Below are 15,930 nucleotides of genomic sequence, written 5' to 3'. Positions count from 1 at the left end.
AGATGGAAAAACCGGCTGTTGATGCCTGCAGAGTAGGTTTGGGTAATCCTTCAGAAGAAGAAGAGAAAAAGATGATAGAAGCGTTGAGATATAAGAATATAGCTGTTGTAGGTTTAAGTCCAAAGCCTTCAAGAGCAAGTTATGATGTGGCGAAGTATTTGAAAGATAACGGATATACGATAATTCCCGTAAGGCCTGCAACGAAGGAGATTCTGGGCGAGAAGTGTTATAAAACGCTTTTGGATGTTGATAGGCCTGTTGATGTGGTTGATGTGTTCAGAAGGTCTGAGTATGCTCCCGAGTTGGCAAAACAGGCCGTTGAGATTGGTGCTAAGGTTTTATGGCTTCAGGAAGGGATAGTATCCGAAGAAGCAAAGAGAATTGCAGAAGAGTCAGGTCTCATCGTTATAATGGATTACTGCATGAAAAAAGCCTACAAGGCATACAAGGATAAATTGTAATGGATAAATTTGTAATCGAAGGCCCAAATAGGCTCAAGGGTGAAGTCTATATAAGCGGTTCTAAAAACGCATCACTTCCCATGATGGCTGCTGCTATTTTGACTGATAAAGATGTTATTCTTCACAATGTCCCGGATTTGAAAGATGTAAGCACAATGTGTGAGCTTATAAAAAGATTGGGCTGTGTATGTGAAAGGGACGGAAAAACTTTAAGACTGAATTGTGCCGATATAAGTTCGGATTTTGCTCCCTATGAGCTTGTGAAGACAATGAGAGCTTCTATTCTTGTTTTAGGGCCTTTGGTAGCTCGATTGAAGAGCGCCCATGTTTCGATGCCCGGCGGCTGTGCAATTGGCGTTAGACCTGTCAATCTGCATATAAACGGATTAAAACAGATGTCTGCAGATGTAAATATAGAGCATGGTTATATCGTTGCAAAGACAGAAGGGTTGAAGGGTTCGAATATCTATTTTGACATACCAACCGTTACAGGGACAGAGAATCTTATCATGGCTGCCGTTTTGTCAGAAGGCAAAACGGTTATAAAAAACGCAGCAAAAGAGCCTGAAGTGGTTGACCTTGTTAGACTGCTTAAAAAGATGGGTGCAAAGATAGAAGGCGAAGGTGAAAGCACAATTACGATTGAAGGTGTTGAAGGTTTAGATGGTGTTGAGTACTCTGTTATGAGCGATAGGATTGAAGCTGGCACATTCATGTGTGCTGCACTCATTACAAAGTCTGAAATAACGCTTAGAAATGCGCCTATATTCGCAATGGATGCAATTGTTGATAAATTTGTAGAGATTGGTGGAGAGATAGAGATTTTAGCAGATGATACCTTGAAGGTTTCAGCCGATAAAATTAATCCTGTTATGATAAAAACGGCTGTATATCCGGGTTTTCCGACCGATATGCAGGCTCAATTTATGGCTGCATTAACCTTAGCAGAAGGCACAAGCATAATAGAAGAGACAATTTTTGAGAATAGGTTTATGCATGTTGCAGAGTTAAACAGACTCGGAGCAAATATAATCATCTCGGGCAATAAGGCTATTGTTGAAGGTGTTGATAGGCTTATAGGTGCAACTGTCATGGCAACGGATTTAAGAGCATCGGCAGGTCTTGTTATTGCAGGTTTATCAGCAGAAGGAAGAACGGATGTTCTAAGGATTTATCACTTAGATAGAGGCTATGAATCGCTTGAGAAAAAACTATCCCTGCTTGGTGCAAATATCAGGAGAGAGAAACAATGATAACAATTGCTCTGCCAAAGGGCAGACTGATGGATGAATCTCTTGAGATTTTTAAAAAGGCGGGCATAGAAGTTGATGTTCCTTCTTCAAGAAAGCTCTTTTTTACCGATAAAGAGAACAATTATAGGTTTCTTATTGTTAGGGCTCAGGATGTTGCAACCTATGTTGAGTATGCTGCTGCTGACCTTGGTGTTGTGGGAAGGGATGTTTTAAATGAGACAGAGCCAGACCTATTTGAACTTTTGGATTTGGGTATAGGCTATTGCAGGATGGTTGTTGCAGGCAGGGATAAAGGGTGTATAAACAAGAAAAATTCAGCCGTTAAGGTTGCAACGAAGTTTGTCAATATAGCAAGAAATCATTTTCTAAAGAAGGGTTTGAATGTTGAGATTATAAAGCTTTATGGTTCGATAGAGCTTGCTGCAGTTTTGGGTATAGCAGACTGTATTGTTGATATAGTATCAACCGGCAGAACACTCAGAGAGAATGGGCTTGAAGTTATTGAAGATATATTTGAATCAACGGCTTTTCTTGTTTCTAACAAGATATCTTACTATGCGAAAAACGAACAGATAGCAAAACTTATCAACCTTTTAAAAAATGAGAGAGCTTGTTGAACTTCTCTGCTTTTATAAAGATATAGGTGTTGAGTATATGCAGCCCGTTAAGTTTACAAGCAAGGAAGAGATATTTGAAGAGTTAAAGGAAGAAGCTTTAAGATGTAAAAAGTGCGAGTTGCATAAGACAAGAACAAATGTTGTGTTTGGAGAAGGCGATATAAACGCTGATTTGATGTTTGTTGGAGAAGCACCAGGAAGGGACGAAGATTTACAGGGCAGACCGTTTGTTGGAAGGGCTGGAAGGCTTCTAAGGGATTTGCTTAAGGATGTTGGTATAGACGCAAAGAGTGTCTATATTGCGAACTGTCTAAAGTGTCGCCCACCCAACAATAGAGACCCTTTACCTGAAGAGCTTATAGCCTGCTTTGGTTATTTAAAAAGACAAATAGAGTTGATTCAACCTAAGGTTATAGCCACCCTTGGCAGATATTCTACCTATGAGCTTACAAACCAAAAAGGTGCCTTAGGCACATTAAGGGGAAAAGTGTTCCAATACAAAAACATAAAGGTTGTGCCGCTTTATCACCCTGCTTATCTTCTAAGAAATCCCAAGGCTATTGAGATATTCATAGAAGATTTGAAAAAGGTTAAATCACTTATGATGCAATGAAGAAGTTATGTGCTGTTTTTGTTTTCCTTTTTGTTTTTATTCTAAACTCTTATGCTTCCAATTTGTCGGTTGTGGTTGTTGCGCCTTTTGGCGGGAGTCTCTCTTCGTTTTCTGAAGAGCTTTACAACGGTTTAAGTCTCTCTCTGCCTTCGTTTGTTAATTTGGTGAAGATAGACAGCAATAGCGATTTTTTGAGTGAGTTGAAAAAGATTAATCCTGTGGCTATAGTTGGTCCTTTTTCGAAGTCGAATGTCGATAAACTTCTTGGAAAATACTGCAATAAGCCAGTTCTTGTTATTTTACCTTTGGCAAAAGATGACGATAACTGTTCCAATGTTGCCTATTACGGATATAACCCTACACTTGCATCAAAACAGCTTGCAGAGTATGTTTGCAATATAGACAGTGGCAGTATAGGTGTGCTTTACTCTTTTGATAAGGTTGATACGGTAGACAAAGATGCATTTGTTGATACGCTTTTGAAATGCGGGAAGTCTGTTTTTGTATCATCGGGCATTCCATCTTTGTATGAAGTTATGGACTCATTTTTAAGGGAGTTGTTTGGTATTGTTAAGGTTAAAAAAATCTCTGGGCTTACGAAGGGCAAGGTTTTTGAGCACTCTTTGAATGTTGATACGCTCGTTGTTTTTGCTCCACAGAAGATGTTTGTTCATCTTGTTAGTTTGCTTGATTATTACGATGTTCATCCATTAAGGATTTTATCTGTCAATCTTCAGTCAAAAAAGAGTTTGTTTGATTTGAGTATTGCTGTAAGGAAATCGCTTAGGTTTATAACGCCATACTATATGTGTCAGTCGAATAGTCTTGCAGAGAAGTTTCTTAACGATTACAGGGAGACATTCTTTAAAGACCCAACATTCATCTCTGCTGTTGGATATGATATAGGAAAACTATTAAAAGATTACTATTTCAACAACAAGAGTATAACGGATGCAAAGGATATAAATCTTCTTATAGGTCATCTGTTGTTCTTTGACGATACGGCAAAGGCTGTGATTGAATACAGAATGGTTGGATATAGGGAGTTGAATAGATGCAGACAGGAGATATTAGACAGATAGCTGTAAATGTAAATCCAAAATATAGCGTTTTTGTTGGTGAGAATTTGAAAGATGAAATAATAGAGTTCATAAGGGATAAAAGGGTTTTTGTGATTACAGACAGTAATCTTTTCTCTTTTTATAGGGATTTTCTTAATGAGTTAAGCCAGCATCTCTTTGTTTTTGAGGCAGGTGAAGAGAGCAAAAATATAAATACGCTGATGAAAATTTACGACTTTTTGCTTGATAAGTCTGCAGATAGGCACTCTCTTATTTTGGCATTTGGCGGTGGTGTTGTTGGTGATATAGTTGGGTTTGCTGCAGCAACATATATGCGTGGAGCAAAACTCGTTCAACTACCTACTTCCCTTCTTGCGATGGTTGATAGCTCAATTGGTGGAAAGACGGGAATAAATTACGGTGGCTATAAAAATATTGTTGGCAGTTTTTATCAGCCCGAAGCTGTTTTTGTTGATGTTGGCTTCTTAAAAACTTTGCCCGAAAGGGAGTATCTATCTGCTTTTGCTGAAGTTGTTAAATACGGCATGATAAGGGATAAGAAGCTGTTTGAGTTTTTGGAAAACAGCGTTGATGCTTTGAAAAATAGGGATTTGGATAGTTTACAGTTTGTTGTTGAAAGGAGCATAAAAAACAAGGTTGAGATAGTTGTTGAAGATGAGAAGGAGAAAAACATAAGGGCTCTGCTTAACTTTGGCCATACATTTGCTCATGCCATAGAGAGTATCACGAATTATAAAAGGTATTTACATGGCGAAGCCGTAAGTATAGGTATGGTTATGGCTTCAAGGTTAGCTGAAAAGTTGGGTTATATGAGCAGAGATGAATCGGACAGGTTAAAGTCTCTTCTTAGTTCTTTGGGTTTGCCCGTTCAAGTTGATTTTCACATTAAACCAGAGCAAGTTTACGAGATTATGCTTAAAGATAAGAAAAACAGAGACGGCGTTTTGCGTTTTGTCTTGACAGTTGGTATAGGTAATTCTATAATCACCGACGGTATAGCAAGAAAAGTTGTTGAAGAAGTTATAGGAGCAAATGAATAAGAAGTTAATTCAAAAGTTAGAAACTTACTATGAGAAGCATAAAAGCAAGAGTTTATATTTCTATCCAATAGCCTTGCTCTATTTTAGAAACAAGGAGTATGACAAGGCTTATCAGATTCTTATAGAAGGGTTGAAGGCATATCCAAGATATGCACTTGCTCTGCTTTTGGTTGGTAAGATTCTAATGATGGAGAAGAATTACGAAGCTGCCCTTGCCTATCTTGAGACGGCAGCAAATATTCAAAGGAACAATACAGAAGCTTTAAAACTGCTTGCTGAATGTTATGAGAAGGCAGGCAAGTTGGAGCTTGCAGGCAAGATTTATGAGAGATTGCTGCTTTTGGAAGATAAGGAAGAGTATAAGTCAAAGATGATAGAGCTTGCAGGCAAGATTAAGCCAGATGAAGAAGATTTGAGTGAGCTTGTTGAAGAGATAAGTGAAGAGAAAGAAGAGATACCCGAGATAGAGCTTGAAGAAGAGTCCGATGATGACGAAGAAGCCACTATAACAATGGCAAAGCTGTATGAGAAGCAGGGATACATAAACGATGCCATAGAGATTTACAAAAAGATTCTTAAAAAAGAACCCGATAATATTGAAGCAAAAGAGTCACTTGATAGACTGCTTAACGAGTCGGGTTTGGAAGGTGAGAAATGAAGAAGATAGTTGTTTTGTTGATGGGTTTTTTGTTTTTGTATGGCTGCACTTCTGTCAATAGATCCTTAGAAAGGCTTGGTTTTACGCATTATCAGGATAGATATATGCAGGATTTAGAAAAGCATACAAGAAGTTATACGCTGTATAGAGACTTCTCAACGATTGCAAAGATTGCAGCCACAAGGTTTGACAAAAAACTCATGAGCGAATATATCGATGTAATGTCTCATCTAAAAGGAAAATCTCCTTCAAGATATAGCGATATTTACAGAGAGCTTGAGAATTACGATGTCTATTATGTGGCTTTTTATACGCCCGATATGGATTTAAACAATCTTGAAGATAAAAACTCGTTTTGGCTTGTATATCTATCTGCCTGTGGGAATATTTTGAAGCCTGTTTCTATTGATTATATAGAAAAAAGTGATTGGCGAGCAAGTTGGCTTTATAGTATAGGTAATGATAGATGGTATAGGGAGTATATCGTTAAGTTTAATAAGAACAACTGTAAAAACCCTATTCTTGTTGTTAGCTCGTATTTAGGCACGATATCTTTGAAATTTTGACGGAGATTTATTCTGAAAATAAGGTTTTAGGAGGTTTTTAATGGCAAGAATTCTAAAGAAAGAGCAGTGGAGCGAGACCATCTTCTCCATGCTTATTGATGCCAAGGATGTTGCTAAGGCATCGAAAGCTGGACAGTTTATTATTCTAATTCCAAGAGACCACGGCGAAAGGGTCCCTTTGACTATCGCCGATGCTAACCCAACTGAAGGGTGGGTTCAGATTGTTTTTCAGGTGGTTGGAAAGAGCACGTTGGAACTTTCAAGGATGAATGAGGGAGATGAGCTTTACTCCTTCGTTGGTCCTTTGGGTATGCCGTCTGAAGTTGAGAAGTTTGACGGCAAGGTTGTGATGATTGGTGGTGGTATCGGTATAGCACCTATACATCCTATTGCCAAAGCCTTGAAAGAGTTGGGTAATCATGTGATTTCTATCATAGGTGCAAGAACAGCTGATTTGCTTATTATGGAAGACAAGATGAAAGATGCTTCAACAGAGCTCATCGTTGCAACTGACGATGGCAGTAAGGGCAAAAAGGGCTTTGTTAATCTTGTTTTAGAAGAGTTGCTCGCAACAGAAGCTGATAATGTAAGCAGAATTTGGGCAATTGGACCGCCTATTATGATGAAGGCTTGTGTTGAATCTGCTAAAAAGTTTAACAAACCTATTATAGTTTCTCTCAACCCAATAATGGTTGACGGAACTGGAATGTGTGGCGCATGTCGTGTAACAGTTGGCGGAGAGACAAAATTTGCATGCGTTGATGGGCCAGAGTTTGATGGAGCTTTGGTTGATTTTGATGAGCTTATAGCAAGACAGAGATATTACGCTGACCAAGAAAAGAAGGCTTTAGAGTTATATAAAGCAAAGGAGGGAATAGCATAATGGCTGAGAGATTAAAAGCTTCTGAAAAGTTTAAAAGAGATAGGGTCCCAATGAGAGAACAGGACCCGAAAGAGAGAATTAAAAATTTTGATGAAGTTCCTTACGGATATTCTTTAGAAGAAGCAATAGCTGAAGCACAGAGATGTCTTCAGTGTAATCCTGCTCCATGTATAGAAGGTTGTCCAGCTGATGTCCATATTCCACAGTTTATAGACAAGATATTAGACGAAGACATAGAAGGTGCTTTCAGGGAGATAAAGCTTACCAATGCTTTACCCGCTATATGTGGTAGGGTTTGTCCACAGGAGGAGCAGTGTGAAGAGAAGTGCGTAATGAACAAAAAAGGTAAGCCTATAGCGATAGGAAGACTTGAAAGGTTTGTTGCAGATTGGGCAAGAGAGCATGGTATAGTTGATAAACCTATAGAAGAAGGAACAAAGAAAAATAAAAAAGTTGCTATTGTCGGTTCTGGTCCTGCAGGTTTAGCTTGTGCTGCTGATTTAGCAAACTTGGGATACGATGTAACAATTTTTGAAGCACTCCATAAGCCAGGTGGAGTTTTAATTTATGGTATTCCTGAGTTCAGGCTTCCAAAGTCTATTGTTCAATATGAAGTTGACCAAGTTAAAAAGTTAGGTGTCAAAATATACACTGACTATGTTATCGGTTATATCAAGACAGTTGATGAGCTTGTTGAAGAATACGATGCAGTATTTTTGGCAAATGGTGCTGGCGCACCAAGCTTTTTGGGTATTCCGGGTGAGAACCTAAACGGTGTTTATTCCGCAAGCGAATTCTTGACGCGCTCCAATCTAATGAGGGCTTTTGATTTTCCAGAGTATGATACGCCTATAAAGGTTGGTAAAAGGGTCGTTGTTATAGGCGGTGGTAATGTTGCTATGGATGCCGTAAGAACGGCAAAGAGACTCGGTGCAGAAGAAGCTATTATTGTTTACAGAAGAAGCAGAGCAGAGATGCCAGCAAGAGCCGAAGAGATAGAGCATGCTGAAGCAGAAGGTATAAAGTTTGAGTTGCTTACGAATCCTGTTAGGGTTATAGGTGATGAAAATGGTAATGTGAAAGGTCTTGAGTGTGTAAGAATGGAACTTGGTGAACCTGATGAATCTGGAAGAAGGAGACCTGTTCCTATTGAAGGTTCAAACTTTGTAATGGATGTTGACAATGTAATTATAGCAATAGGTCAGAACGCTAACCCTATTGTTGCGAGAACAGCAACAGGCGTTGAAACTAACAAATGGGGCTATTTCATAGCTGACGAAGAGACAGGTAAGACAACTCATCCAAAGGTTTGGGCAGGTGGAGACATAGTTACGGGTGCAGCAACGGTTATTTTAGCTGTTGGAGCAGGTAAAAAAGCTGCAAAATCTATACACGAAACTCTCTCTAAGGAAGGCTAAAAATAGAAACAAGGGGTGTTAGTATAACCTAACACCCTCTTAATTTTTATAGTTATTGGTTAAAGGTTATTTGGTATTTAATTGTTCATAATTTTTACTGTTGACAGTTGAACTGTTTAATGTAAAATTTTGCACGGGTTAGAAGTAAAATAATGCTAAGGGGGTCGGAGTATGACTAACTGGCTTATTGCGTTTATTTCAGTTATTGTCTTGTTTATCATCTTCTTTGCGATGTTGGCTGTTTCTAAGTATTTGGCCCCCAAGGAATATTACCCTGAAAAGTTTGACCTGTATGAGTGCGGATATCCTATGGTATCCGAACTCAGACACATGAATATCCGTTTCTATATCATTGCTATCATGTTCACACTGTTCGATATAGAAGCGGTATTCATGTATCCGTGGGCTGTTGACTTTAAACAGTTGGGTATCCTTGGGGTCATTGAGATGGGTCTGTTTGTTGTAATGGTTTTTGTGGGCTGGATTTATGCTTATAAGAAAGGAGCACTGGAATGGGAGTAGAGAATCCTTGGATAACGACGAAGTTGGACAAGCTTGTTAGTTGGGCAAGATACTCTTCTTTGTGGCCTATGACATTTGGTCTTGCCTGCTGTGCTATTGAGATGATGGCAACAGGTGCATCTCGTTTTGACCTTGATAGGTTTGGTGTTGTTTTTAGAGCGTCTCCAAGGCATTCCGACATTATGATAATTGCAGGAACATTGACGAAAAAGATGGCTATAGCAGCAAGAAAGGTTTACGACCAGATGCCACACCCAAAGTGGGTTATTTCTATGGGTTCTTGTGCTAATACAGGTGGAATGTTTGATACCTACAGCGTTGTTCAGGGTGTGGATACTATCATGCCTGTCGATGTATATGTGCCTGGATGTCCACCAAGACCAGAAGGTCTGTTGTATGGAATTATGAAGCTTCAGGAGAAGATCAGAAGAGAAGGCTCAATGAAAGCCTAAAAAAGGAGAGATTCTATGACTAACGAGGAGTTGTTTGAGAAGATAAAATCAAAATTTGGGGATTACATCATAGAGCATGACACCTTTAGAGATGAGCTCTCCGTGACGATTAAAAAGGAGAAGCTTGTTGAGCTTATGAAGTTTTTGCATGACGACCCAGAATTACAATTTGATTATCTTGTAATGATGACAGCCGTTGATTTTCCTGAAAGGGAAGAGAGATTCGATTTGGTTTATGAGATAAGGTCTATACCGCATAAAATGATTATGAGAGTTAAAACGAGAACAAAGGAAGATGAACCTGTTGATAGCGTTGTTTCTATTTGGCATTCTGCTAACTGGGATGAGAGAGAGACATACGACATGTTTGGTATAAAGTTTAACAATCATCCAGACTTAAGAAGGATATTGATGCCAGAAGATTGGGAAGGTTATCCTTTGAGAAAGGATTATCCGCTTAAAGGTAAACCTGAAGATGATTTGTGGCTTGATAAGCATCTTCCCGAAGGTCAAATTAAAAAACCAAGACACACAAGGATGCCTTAACTTAAGGAGTATGTAAAATGAATAAAACTTATGAAGTTAATAACGAGAGAGAAGTCGTAATCAATGTTGGTCCGCAGCATCCAGCAACGCACGGCGTTTTGAGATATGTCGTTAAGCTGGATGGTGAGAGAATTGTTGACTCCGACCCCCAAGTTGGTTTCTTGCATAGAGGTATAGAAAAATTAGCCGAATACATGACCTATCAACAGTTTAACCCTTATACGGATAGGCTTGACTATTTGGCAGCCATGAACAACAACTTGGCTTATGCCATGGCTGTCGAAAAGCTCTTGGGGATAGATAAAGATATCCCAGAAAGAGCCCAATATATAAGGGTTATAATGGCTGAGCTTGGCAGAATAGCATCACACCTTGTTTGGCTTGCAACACACGCCCTTGATATCGGTGCTATGACTGTATTCCTTTACTGTTTCCGTGAAAGGGAATACATACTTGATATGTATGAGATGGCTTGCGGAAACAGGCTTACTTACAACTATATAAGAATAGGTGGTGTTGCAAGGGATTTGCCTAATGGCTTTATGGAGAAACTGAGTGAGTTTGTAAAACTCTTCCCGAAAAAATTAAAAGAGTATCATACTCTTCTTACCAAAAATAGGATTTGGCTGAAGAGAACCAAAGGTGTTGGATATATTTCTAAGGAAGATGCTATTAATTACGGTATAGCAGGTCCATGCACAAGGGGAAGCGGTGTAGATTGGGACTTAAGAAGGGATATGCCTTATTTGGTTTATCCTGAACTGAATTTTGAAGTTCCAGTCTATGATGATGGTGATGTATATGCAAGATACCTTGTGAGAATGGATGAGATGCTGCAATCTAACAGAATTCTTGAGCAGTGTATCGAAAAAATACCTTCTGGACCTGCGATGATTGATGCTCCACAGTATGTGTGGGAGCCAAAAGAGAGACTGATGATGAACAACTACGCCTTAATGAAGCACTTTGTAAAGGTTGTAAAAGGAATTAAGGCTCCTGCGGGTGAAGTCTATTTTGGTGCTGAGAATCCAAAGGGAGAACTTGGCTTCTATATCTATTCAACGGGTGAAGGCAAGCCTTACAGGTTAAAGATAAGAGCACCATCCTTTATCAACATTAGTGCTATGCCAAAGATGGTTAAGGGTGGGTTGATAGCGGATATTATCTCGGTAATCGGTAGCTTGGACTTCGTGTTCGGCGAATGCGATAGATAAGGGGTGTAGGATATGGCTGATACTGTAAAAATAAAGATAAATGGAAAAGAGTATGAAGCAAGCAAAGATGAAACAATTTTGCAGGTGGCACGAAGAAACGGCATATATATCCCTGCCATCTGTTATTCTGACAGGTTTGGTGCTATAGGTGCTTGCCGTGTATGCGTTGTTGAGATAGTGGGTATGAAAAAGCCCATGCTCTCTTGTGCCGTTAAGGTTAAAGACGGCATGGAAGTATTAACAGACTCAGAAAAGGTTATAGAAGCAAGAAACAAGATTGTTTGGGAGTGGGATAAGTTCCATCCACTTCAGTGCGGTGTTTGTGATAAAAGCGGTGAGTGCGACCTTCAGGATGTAAACTACGATTTGAATATTACGAGCAATCCACTCGAAGAAGAAGCTGATCCTTTAACTGTTCCAAATAGAACAGTTCATCACGAGTGGAGAATTATTCATCATGATGCCAACTTATGTATTCAGTGTAGAAGATGTGTTACGATATGTGATAAGGTTGTAAACTTCGGCATTCTAAAGCTTGTAAAGAAGGATTGGGGTGGAAAAGAGATAGATACTACAGATGGTAAGCCTTTAGAATGCGAATTCTGTGGTCAGTGTGTGAGCATCTGTCCTACGGGTGCAATGAGTAGTAAGCTGTTTAAGTATAAAGCTCGCCCGTGGGAAATGGAGAAAATTAGAACAACCTGTCAGTTCTGTTCATCTGGCTGTCAGATGGACTTGAATGTAAAAGATAACAAGGTTTTAAGAGTTACAAGTGAAGATTACACGCCAAACATGGCAAATTTGTGTAATCTTGGTAGGTTCAACTATTCTGTGGTAGAGAGAAAAAATCTTATATCTGCTGCTCATATTAGAGGGAAGGAAGTTCTTTATGAAGATGCAGTTAGAGAAGCAGCCAATATTCTAAAGGCTTACAAGCCTGAAGAGATAGCTGCTGTATGTGGTGGAAGGGAAACGATTGAAGACCAGTATGCACTTAAGAGGTTCTTTAATAACGCATTGAAGACAAACAATATTGATTCTGTGGCATCAACCCACATAGCCAAGCTTTACAGGGTTTTGCCGAAAAGTGTGGCTCCATTTAACAATGTAAGGGATATGGAAGATTGCGATGTAATACTTGCCTTTGGTGGTGATGTTGCCAATGAGATGCCGAGACTCGATTGGCAGATAACAAGAAATGTAAAACTGCTTAAGAAATCAAAGCTTATAAGCGCTTACTGGCGAGATACAAAGATAGACACGCTCGGCAGCGTTGCTTTAAGGTATGAGCCGGGTAAGGAAGTTGAGTTTTTGAATAGTCTATTTAGTGCCCTTGCTTCTGCTAAAGGTGTTGATACGAATATTAAAGGCACAGTTGAGATAGCAGAAGATGCCGTTAAAACTTTAGCTGATGCTAAAAAGGTTGCTCTAATTGTTGGAGAAGAAGCATTAGAAAGGGCAAACGGCAACGAAGTTGCTTTGGCTTTATCAAACCTTCTGCTTTTGTTTGGTGAAAATGTAAGACTCTATGCATCAAGCAAATACAATAACTCATTTGGCTCTCTATATACAGGCACAGCCAACGGCTTTGATGTCTATGGAAAGGTGTCAGAGTTGGGCTTTAGTCTGTATGACTTGCCAAAGTTAGCAGAAGAAGGAAAAGTAAAGGCGTTGGTGCTTTTGGGAGCTGACCTATTTGAGCTATTCAGCGATACAGATGCAAAAAAGATATTCAAGAATGCAGACACAATTTTAATAGGTGCATACAAGAACGAGTCTGTGAAGCATTCCAAAGTTGTTCTTCCGATGGCTTCGTTTGCAGGTGTTGATGGACATTATATAAATGTTGAAGGTAAGCTTAACACAATCAGGAAAGCCATTGAAGAAAACAGGATTGCTGGTTATAGGATTCTTGCAGATATCTCGAAAGAGTATGGATACAACCTGCAGATGGGCTATGTAAAGAAGATAGCCGAAGGCAACCCATTTGAGCTTGAAGGTGTTGCTGATAGTTATGTTGATATAAACTCTGTTGTCTCGGTAAGTGGAGATATAAAAGGAGTGGTTGTATATTCTAAGTTTAGGTCTGGAATTTTCTCATCTTTGGGAGAAGGTGCAAGTATTGCATCCCCAGAGCCTTTGCTTGAGATGAATCCTGAAGATGCTCAAGCCTTAGGTTTAGAAGATGGTTCATTAGCAAAGGTAGAAGGCGAAGATAGTTTGATGCTAAAGGTTAAAATTGATGAGAAGATGCCTAAGGGCTATGTAGCTGTTCCATTGTGGTATGATGGTTATAACGCTTATAATCTAAGCGGGTCTCTAAATAACCTATTTAGTGCAAAAATTACGAAGGGTGAGTAGCTATGGAAGTATTAATAGCGTTAATAAAGTTGATAGTGGTTGTTACTGTTCTGAGTGTTTATGTTATGTATGCGACTTGGTATGAGAGAAAGGTTATCGGTCATATGCAACAAAGAATTGGACCAAAGAGGGTTGGCTGGCATGGTCTCTTGCAGCCTATAGCTGATACGATAAAGAGCTTTTGGAAGGAAGATGTTATTCCAGATAGGGCTGATAAACCCTTATTTTGGCTTGCTCCAGCTATAGCTGCAACTTTACCGTTTGCAGCTGCTATAGCTATACCGTTTGGACCGCCGATTCATCTTTCGAGTGGTAAAGTGTTTTACTTAAGTGTATTCCACTCAAATGTTGATGTTCTGTTTATCCTTGCAATGTTGGGTCTTGCATCGTTTGGTGTTTTAACTGCAGGTATAGCATCTGGTGGAAGTAAATATGCGTTTACAGGTTCCCAGAGAGAAGCAGCACAGGTTGTAAGTTATGAAGCAATCTTGGCTTTGGCTTTGTTGAACCCTATTTTAATGGCACACTCATTGGACTTAAACAAAATAGTGGAAGCACAAAAACATTTGTGGTTCGTTTTTTACCAGCCCTTTGCCTTTGTGGCCTTTGTAATAGCTATGATTGCGGCGTGTGCAAGGGTTCCGTTTGACTTGCCAGAAGCAGAGCCAGAGCTTGTTGCAGGCCACATGACAGAGTTTTCTGGCTTAAAGATGGGTATGTTTTTCTTTGGACAGTATGTTACGATATTTGTTGTATCGGCTTTGGCAAGTATCGTGTTCTTGGGTGGATGGACAGGACCTGTTCTGCCGGGCTTTGTATGGTATTGGATTAAGATATTAGCCTTCATTTTTATGTTTACATGGTTCTGGGGAACATTTCCAAGATACAGATACGACCAGCTTATGAATATAGCCTGGAAAATCCTACTGCCTTTAATGGTTTTGAACATTCTTTGGACAGGTTTTGCCTTGGCAGTGGGTTTACCAGTTTTGTAGGAGGAAGGCGCCATGTTATTTAACGATTTGAGAAAAGGTTTAAGCGTAACGATAAAGTATCTGTTCACGCATGCAGTTACCTGCCAATATCCAGATGAGAGATTGGAAGTACCTGAGCGTGGCAGATGGTTGCATAAACTTGAGACATTCGAAGATAGCGGAAAAATAAAATGTATAGACTGTGGTCTTTGCGAAAGGGTTTGTCCTTCCAAATGTATAAAAATTACACCTGTTGAGAATGAAGACCACACAAAGAACGCTGCAGGGTATGAAATAGATTTGGGAAGGTGTCTGTTCTGTGGTTTGTGTGTTGAAGTCTGTCCTGAACTTGCCTTGAGTATGACGGATGTATATGAACTTGCTGAGTATGATAGGGAGAAATTTATCTATACAAAAGAGCAGCTGTTAAATACTAAAACTAAAAAAGGGTGATAGAAATGGAAGCATTAGTATTTTACATTATAGCTTTTATAACTGTCGTTGGAGCGCTGGGAGTGCTTTTAAGCAAGAATCCTTACAGAGCTGCTTTGTTTATGATTCTTGCGTTTTTTGGTATAGCAGGTCTATTTGTTATGCTTCATGCGCAGTTTAATGCCATGCTCCAAGTTATTGTATATGCTGGAGCTATTGCCGTTATGATTATGCTTACAATGATGGTTATGGATAGAAGAACGATAGAAGGTTTAAAGAGATTTAATTCACAGTGGTTCTGGCCTGCTATGTTAGGTGCTGGTTTGCTTGCCGATTTGATTTTGCTTGCTATTAAATTTCATATAAATATGGGAAATGCAGGCAAGAATCTCGCAATAAATGGCAGCAATACTCAGCTTATAGGAGAAGTTTTGTTTAAACATTATTTGCTGCCCTTTGAAATAACGGCTATTATCTTGCTTGTTGCGTTGCTTGGTGCCGTTGTATTGACCAAAAGGGATATAAAGTAAGGGGGTTGAAATGTTAACTCAATACATGGTTGTCTCGGCACTGTTGATTGCGATTGGTGCTACAGGAGTGATGATAAGAAGAAACTTTATGATAGTGCTAATGTCGTTGGAGATTATGATAAACGGCGCAGGTCTTCTGCTTATAACTATGTCTTATTACATTGGTAATGTTTCGGGTCAGGTTATGTTTTTGTTTGTAGCTGCTGTAGCTGCAAGTGAAACAGCCGTTGGCCTTGCAATAGCCGTTATGATGTATAAAAGGAAAAAGAGTGTTGATATTAACGACTTCTCAATCTTAAGAAAGTAGA

At 39.3% G+C, this 15,930-nt stretch carries 19 protein-coding genes; all 19 read left to right on the top strand.

Features of this window, described 5'->3' with window-relative positions:
- The first annotated feature begins 2 nt into the window (after positions 1-2).
- The 19 genes from G415_RS0106900 to nuoK all read left to right on the top strand — a co-directional run bounded on the left by G415_RS0106900 (position 3) and on the right by nuoK (position 15,929).
- Positions 3-461, top strand: a complete 459-nt coding sequence (locus G415_RS0106900; RefSeq protein WP_022670931.1) for a CoA-binding protein — start codon at positions 3-5, stop codon at positions 459-461.
- The gene (gene murA, locus G415_RS0106895) at positions 461-1,714 is read left to right on the top strand and encodes a UDP-N-acetylglucosamine 1-carboxyvinyltransferase (protein WP_022670930.1); all 1,254 of its coding nucleotides are present in this window, start codon (positions 461-463) and stop codon (positions 1,712-1,714) included. The genes G415_RS0106900 and murA overlap by 1 nt, the downstream gene beginning before the upstream one ends.
- A complete protein-coding gene (hisG, locus tag G415_RS0106890) occupies positions 1,711-2,331 on the top strand; it encodes an ATP phosphoribosyltransferase (RefSeq protein WP_022670928.1) in 621 nt (206 codons plus the stop codon). Before murA ends, hisG begins: the two co-directional genes overlap by 4 nt.
- Positions 2,315-2,944, top strand: a complete 630-nt coding sequence (locus G415_RS0106885) for a uracil-DNA glycosylase (RefSeq protein ID WP_022670927.1) — start codon at positions 2,315-2,317, stop codon at positions 2,942-2,944. The genes hisG and G415_RS0106885 overlap by 17 nt, the downstream gene beginning before the upstream one ends.
- Positions 2,941-4,026 carry a type 1 periplasmic-binding domain-containing protein gene (locus G415_RS0106880; RefSeq protein ID WP_022670926.1) on the top strand — a complete coding sequence of 362 codons (1,086 nt, stop codon included), beginning with the start codon at positions 2,941-2,943 and terminating at the stop codon, positions 4,024-4,026. Before G415_RS0106885 ends, G415_RS0106880 begins: the two co-directional genes overlap by 4 nt.
- A complete protein-coding gene (aroB, locus tag G415_RS0106875; protein WP_022670925.1) occupies positions 3,999-5,066 on the top strand; it encodes a 3-dehydroquinate synthase in 1,068 nt (355 codons plus the stop codon). Before G415_RS0106880 ends, aroB begins: the two co-directional genes overlap by 28 nt.
- The gene (locus G415_RS0106870) at positions 5,059-5,724 is read left to right on the top strand and encodes a tetratricopeptide repeat protein (RefSeq protein ID WP_022670923.1); all 666 of its coding nucleotides are present in this window, start codon (positions 5,059-5,061) and stop codon (positions 5,722-5,724) included. The genes aroB and G415_RS0106870 overlap by 8 nt, the downstream gene beginning before the upstream one ends.
- Positions 5,721-6,290, top strand: coding sequence for a hypothetical protein (locus G415_RS0106865; RefSeq protein WP_022670922.1), 570 nt, complete (start codon positions 5,721-5,723; stop codon positions 6,288-6,290). The genes G415_RS0106870 and G415_RS0106865 overlap by 4 nt, the downstream gene beginning before the upstream one ends.
- Positions 6,291-6,330: 40 nt before the next feature.
- Positions 6,331-7,173, top strand: coding sequence for a sulfide/dihydroorotate dehydrogenase-like FAD/NAD-binding protein (locus G415_RS0106860; protein ID WP_022670921.1), 843 nt, complete (start codon positions 6,331-6,333; stop codon positions 7,171-7,173).
- Entirely contained in the window at positions 7,173-8,591 is a 1,419-nt protein-coding gene (gltA, locus tag G415_RS0106855; RefSeq protein ID WP_022670919.1) for an NADPH-dependent glutamate synthase, read from the top strand. The genes G415_RS0106860 and gltA overlap by 1 nt, the downstream gene beginning before the upstream one ends.
- A gap of 171 nt (positions 8,592-8,762) precedes the next feature.
- Positions 8,763-9,113 carry an NADH-quinone oxidoreductase subunit A gene (locus tag G415_RS0106850; RefSeq protein ID WP_022670918.1) on the top strand — a complete coding sequence of 117 codons (351 nt, stop codon included), beginning with the start codon at positions 8,763-8,765 and terminating at the stop codon, positions 9,111-9,113.
- Positions 9,104-9,565, top strand: coding sequence for an NADH-quinone oxidoreductase subunit B (locus tag G415_RS0106845; protein ID WP_013681254.1), 462 nt, complete (start codon positions 9,104-9,106; stop codon positions 9,563-9,565). Before G415_RS0106850 ends, G415_RS0106845 begins: the two co-directional genes overlap by 10 nt.
- Positions 9,566-9,580: 15 nt before the next feature.
- Positions 9,581-10,111, top strand: a complete 531-nt coding sequence (locus tag G415_RS11355; protein WP_022670916.1) for an NADH-quinone oxidoreductase subunit C — start codon at positions 9,581-9,583, stop codon at positions 10,109-10,111.
- A gap of 17 nt (positions 10,112-10,128) precedes the next feature.
- Complete coding sequence (gene nuoD, locus G415_RS0106835) at positions 10,129-11,325, top strand: NADH dehydrogenase (quinone) subunit D (RefSeq protein WP_022670915.1); 1,197 nt, start codon at positions 10,129-10,131, stop codon at positions 11,323-11,325.
- A gap of 12 nt (positions 11,326-11,337) precedes the next feature.
- Positions 11,338-13,686 carry a 2Fe-2S iron-sulfur cluster-binding protein gene (locus G415_RS0106830; protein WP_022670914.1) on the top strand — a complete coding sequence of 783 codons (2,349 nt, stop codon included), beginning with the start codon at positions 11,338-11,340 and terminating at the stop codon, positions 13,684-13,686.
- 2 nt (positions 13,687-13,688) lie between these two features.
- On the top strand, positions 13,689-14,681 hold the full coding sequence (nuoH, locus tag G415_RS0106825; RefSeq protein WP_022670912.1) for an NADH-quinone oxidoreductase subunit NuoH: 993 nt from the start codon (positions 13,689-13,691) through the stop codon (positions 14,679-14,681).
- 12 nt (positions 14,682-14,693) lie between these two features.
- Entirely contained in the window at positions 14,694-15,113 is a 420-nt protein-coding gene (locus tag G415_RS0106820) for a NuoI/complex I 23 kDa subunit family protein (RefSeq protein ID WP_022670911.1), read from the top strand.
- Positions 15,114-15,118: 5 nt separating this feature from the next.
- The gene (locus tag G415_RS0106815; protein ID WP_022670909.1) at positions 15,119-15,622 is read left to right on the top strand and encodes an NADH-quinone oxidoreductase subunit J family protein; all 504 of its coding nucleotides are present in this window, start codon (positions 15,119-15,121) and stop codon (positions 15,620-15,622) included.
- 10 nt (positions 15,623-15,632) lie between these two features.
- Entirely contained in the window at positions 15,633-15,929 is a 297-nt protein-coding gene (nuoK, locus tag G415_RS0106810; protein WP_022670908.1) for an NADH-quinone oxidoreductase subunit NuoK, read from the top strand.
- Position 15,930: the final 1 nt, after the last annotated feature.

This window comes from Hippea alviniae EP5-r, from assembly GCF_000420385.1.
Classification (GTDB): Bacteria; Campylobacterota_A; Desulfurellia; order Desulfurellales; family Hippeaceae; genus Hippea; species Hippea alviniae.
Note: the sequence above shows the minus strand (reverse complement) of the source record. Positions and strands in the feature narration are given on the sequence as shown.

Coding starts and splice junctions, on each gene's coding strand:
- G415_RS0106900 (WP_022670931.1), top strand. CDS start 3: ATGGAAAAACCGGCTGTTGATGCCTGCAGAGTAGGTTTGGGTAATCCT.
- murA (WP_022670930.1), top strand. CDS start 461: ATGGATAAATTTGTAATCGAAGGCCCAAATAGGCTCAAGGGTGAAGTC.
- hisG (WP_022670928.1), top strand. CDS start 1,711: ATGATAACAATTGCTCTGCCAAAGGGCAGACTGATGGATGAATCTCTT.
- G415_RS0106885 (WP_022670927.1), top strand. CDS start 2,315: ATGAGAGAGCTTGTTGAACTTCTCTGCTTTTATAAAGATATAGGTGTT.
- G415_RS0106880 (WP_022670926.1), top strand. CDS start 2,941: ATGAAGAAGTTATGTGCTGTTTTTGTTTTCCTTTTTGTTTTTATTCTA.
- aroB (WP_022670925.1), top strand. CDS start 3,999: ATGCAGACAGGAGATATTAGACAGATAGCTGTAAATGTAAATCCAAAA.
- G415_RS0106870 (WP_022670923.1), top strand. CDS start 5,059: ATGAATAAGAAGTTAATTCAAAAGTTAGAAACTTACTATGAGAAGCAT.
- G415_RS0106865 (WP_022670922.1), top strand. CDS start 5,721: ATGAAGAAGATAGTTGTTTTGTTGATGGGTTTTTTGTTTTTGTATGGC.
- G415_RS0106860 (WP_022670921.1), top strand. CDS start 6,331: ATGGCAAGAATTCTAAAGAAAGAGCAGTGGAGCGAGACCATCTTCTCC.
- gltA (WP_022670919.1), top strand. CDS start 7,173: ATGGCTGAGAGATTAAAAGCTTCTGAAAAGTTTAAAAGAGATAGGGTC.
- G415_RS0106850 (WP_022670918.1), top strand. CDS start 8,763: ATGACTAACTGGCTTATTGCGTTTATTTCAGTTATTGTCTTGTTTATC.
- G415_RS0106845 (WP_013681254.1), top strand. CDS start 9,104: ATGGGAGTAGAGAATCCTTGGATAACGACGAAGTTGGACAAGCTTGTT.
- G415_RS11355 (WP_022670916.1), top strand. CDS start 9,581: ATGACTAACGAGGAGTTGTTTGAGAAGATAAAATCAAAATTTGGGGAT.
- nuoD (WP_022670915.1), top strand. CDS start 10,129: ATGAATAAAACTTATGAAGTTAATAACGAGAGAGAAGTCGTAATCAAT.
- G415_RS0106830 (WP_022670914.1), top strand. CDS start 11,338: ATGGCTGATACTGTAAAAATAAAGATAAATGGAAAAGAGTATGAAGCA.
- nuoH (WP_022670912.1), top strand. CDS start 13,689: ATGGAAGTATTAATAGCGTTAATAAAGTTGATAGTGGTTGTTACTGTT.
- G415_RS0106820 (WP_022670911.1), top strand. CDS start 14,694: ATGTTATTTAACGATTTGAGAAAAGGTTTAAGCGTAACGATAAAGTAT.
- G415_RS0106815 (WP_022670909.1), top strand. CDS start 15,119: ATGGAAGCATTAGTATTTTACATTATAGCTTTTATAACTGTCGTTGGA.
- nuoK (WP_022670908.1), top strand. CDS start 15,633: ATGTTAACTCAATACATGGTTGTCTCGGCACTGTTGATTGCGATTGGT.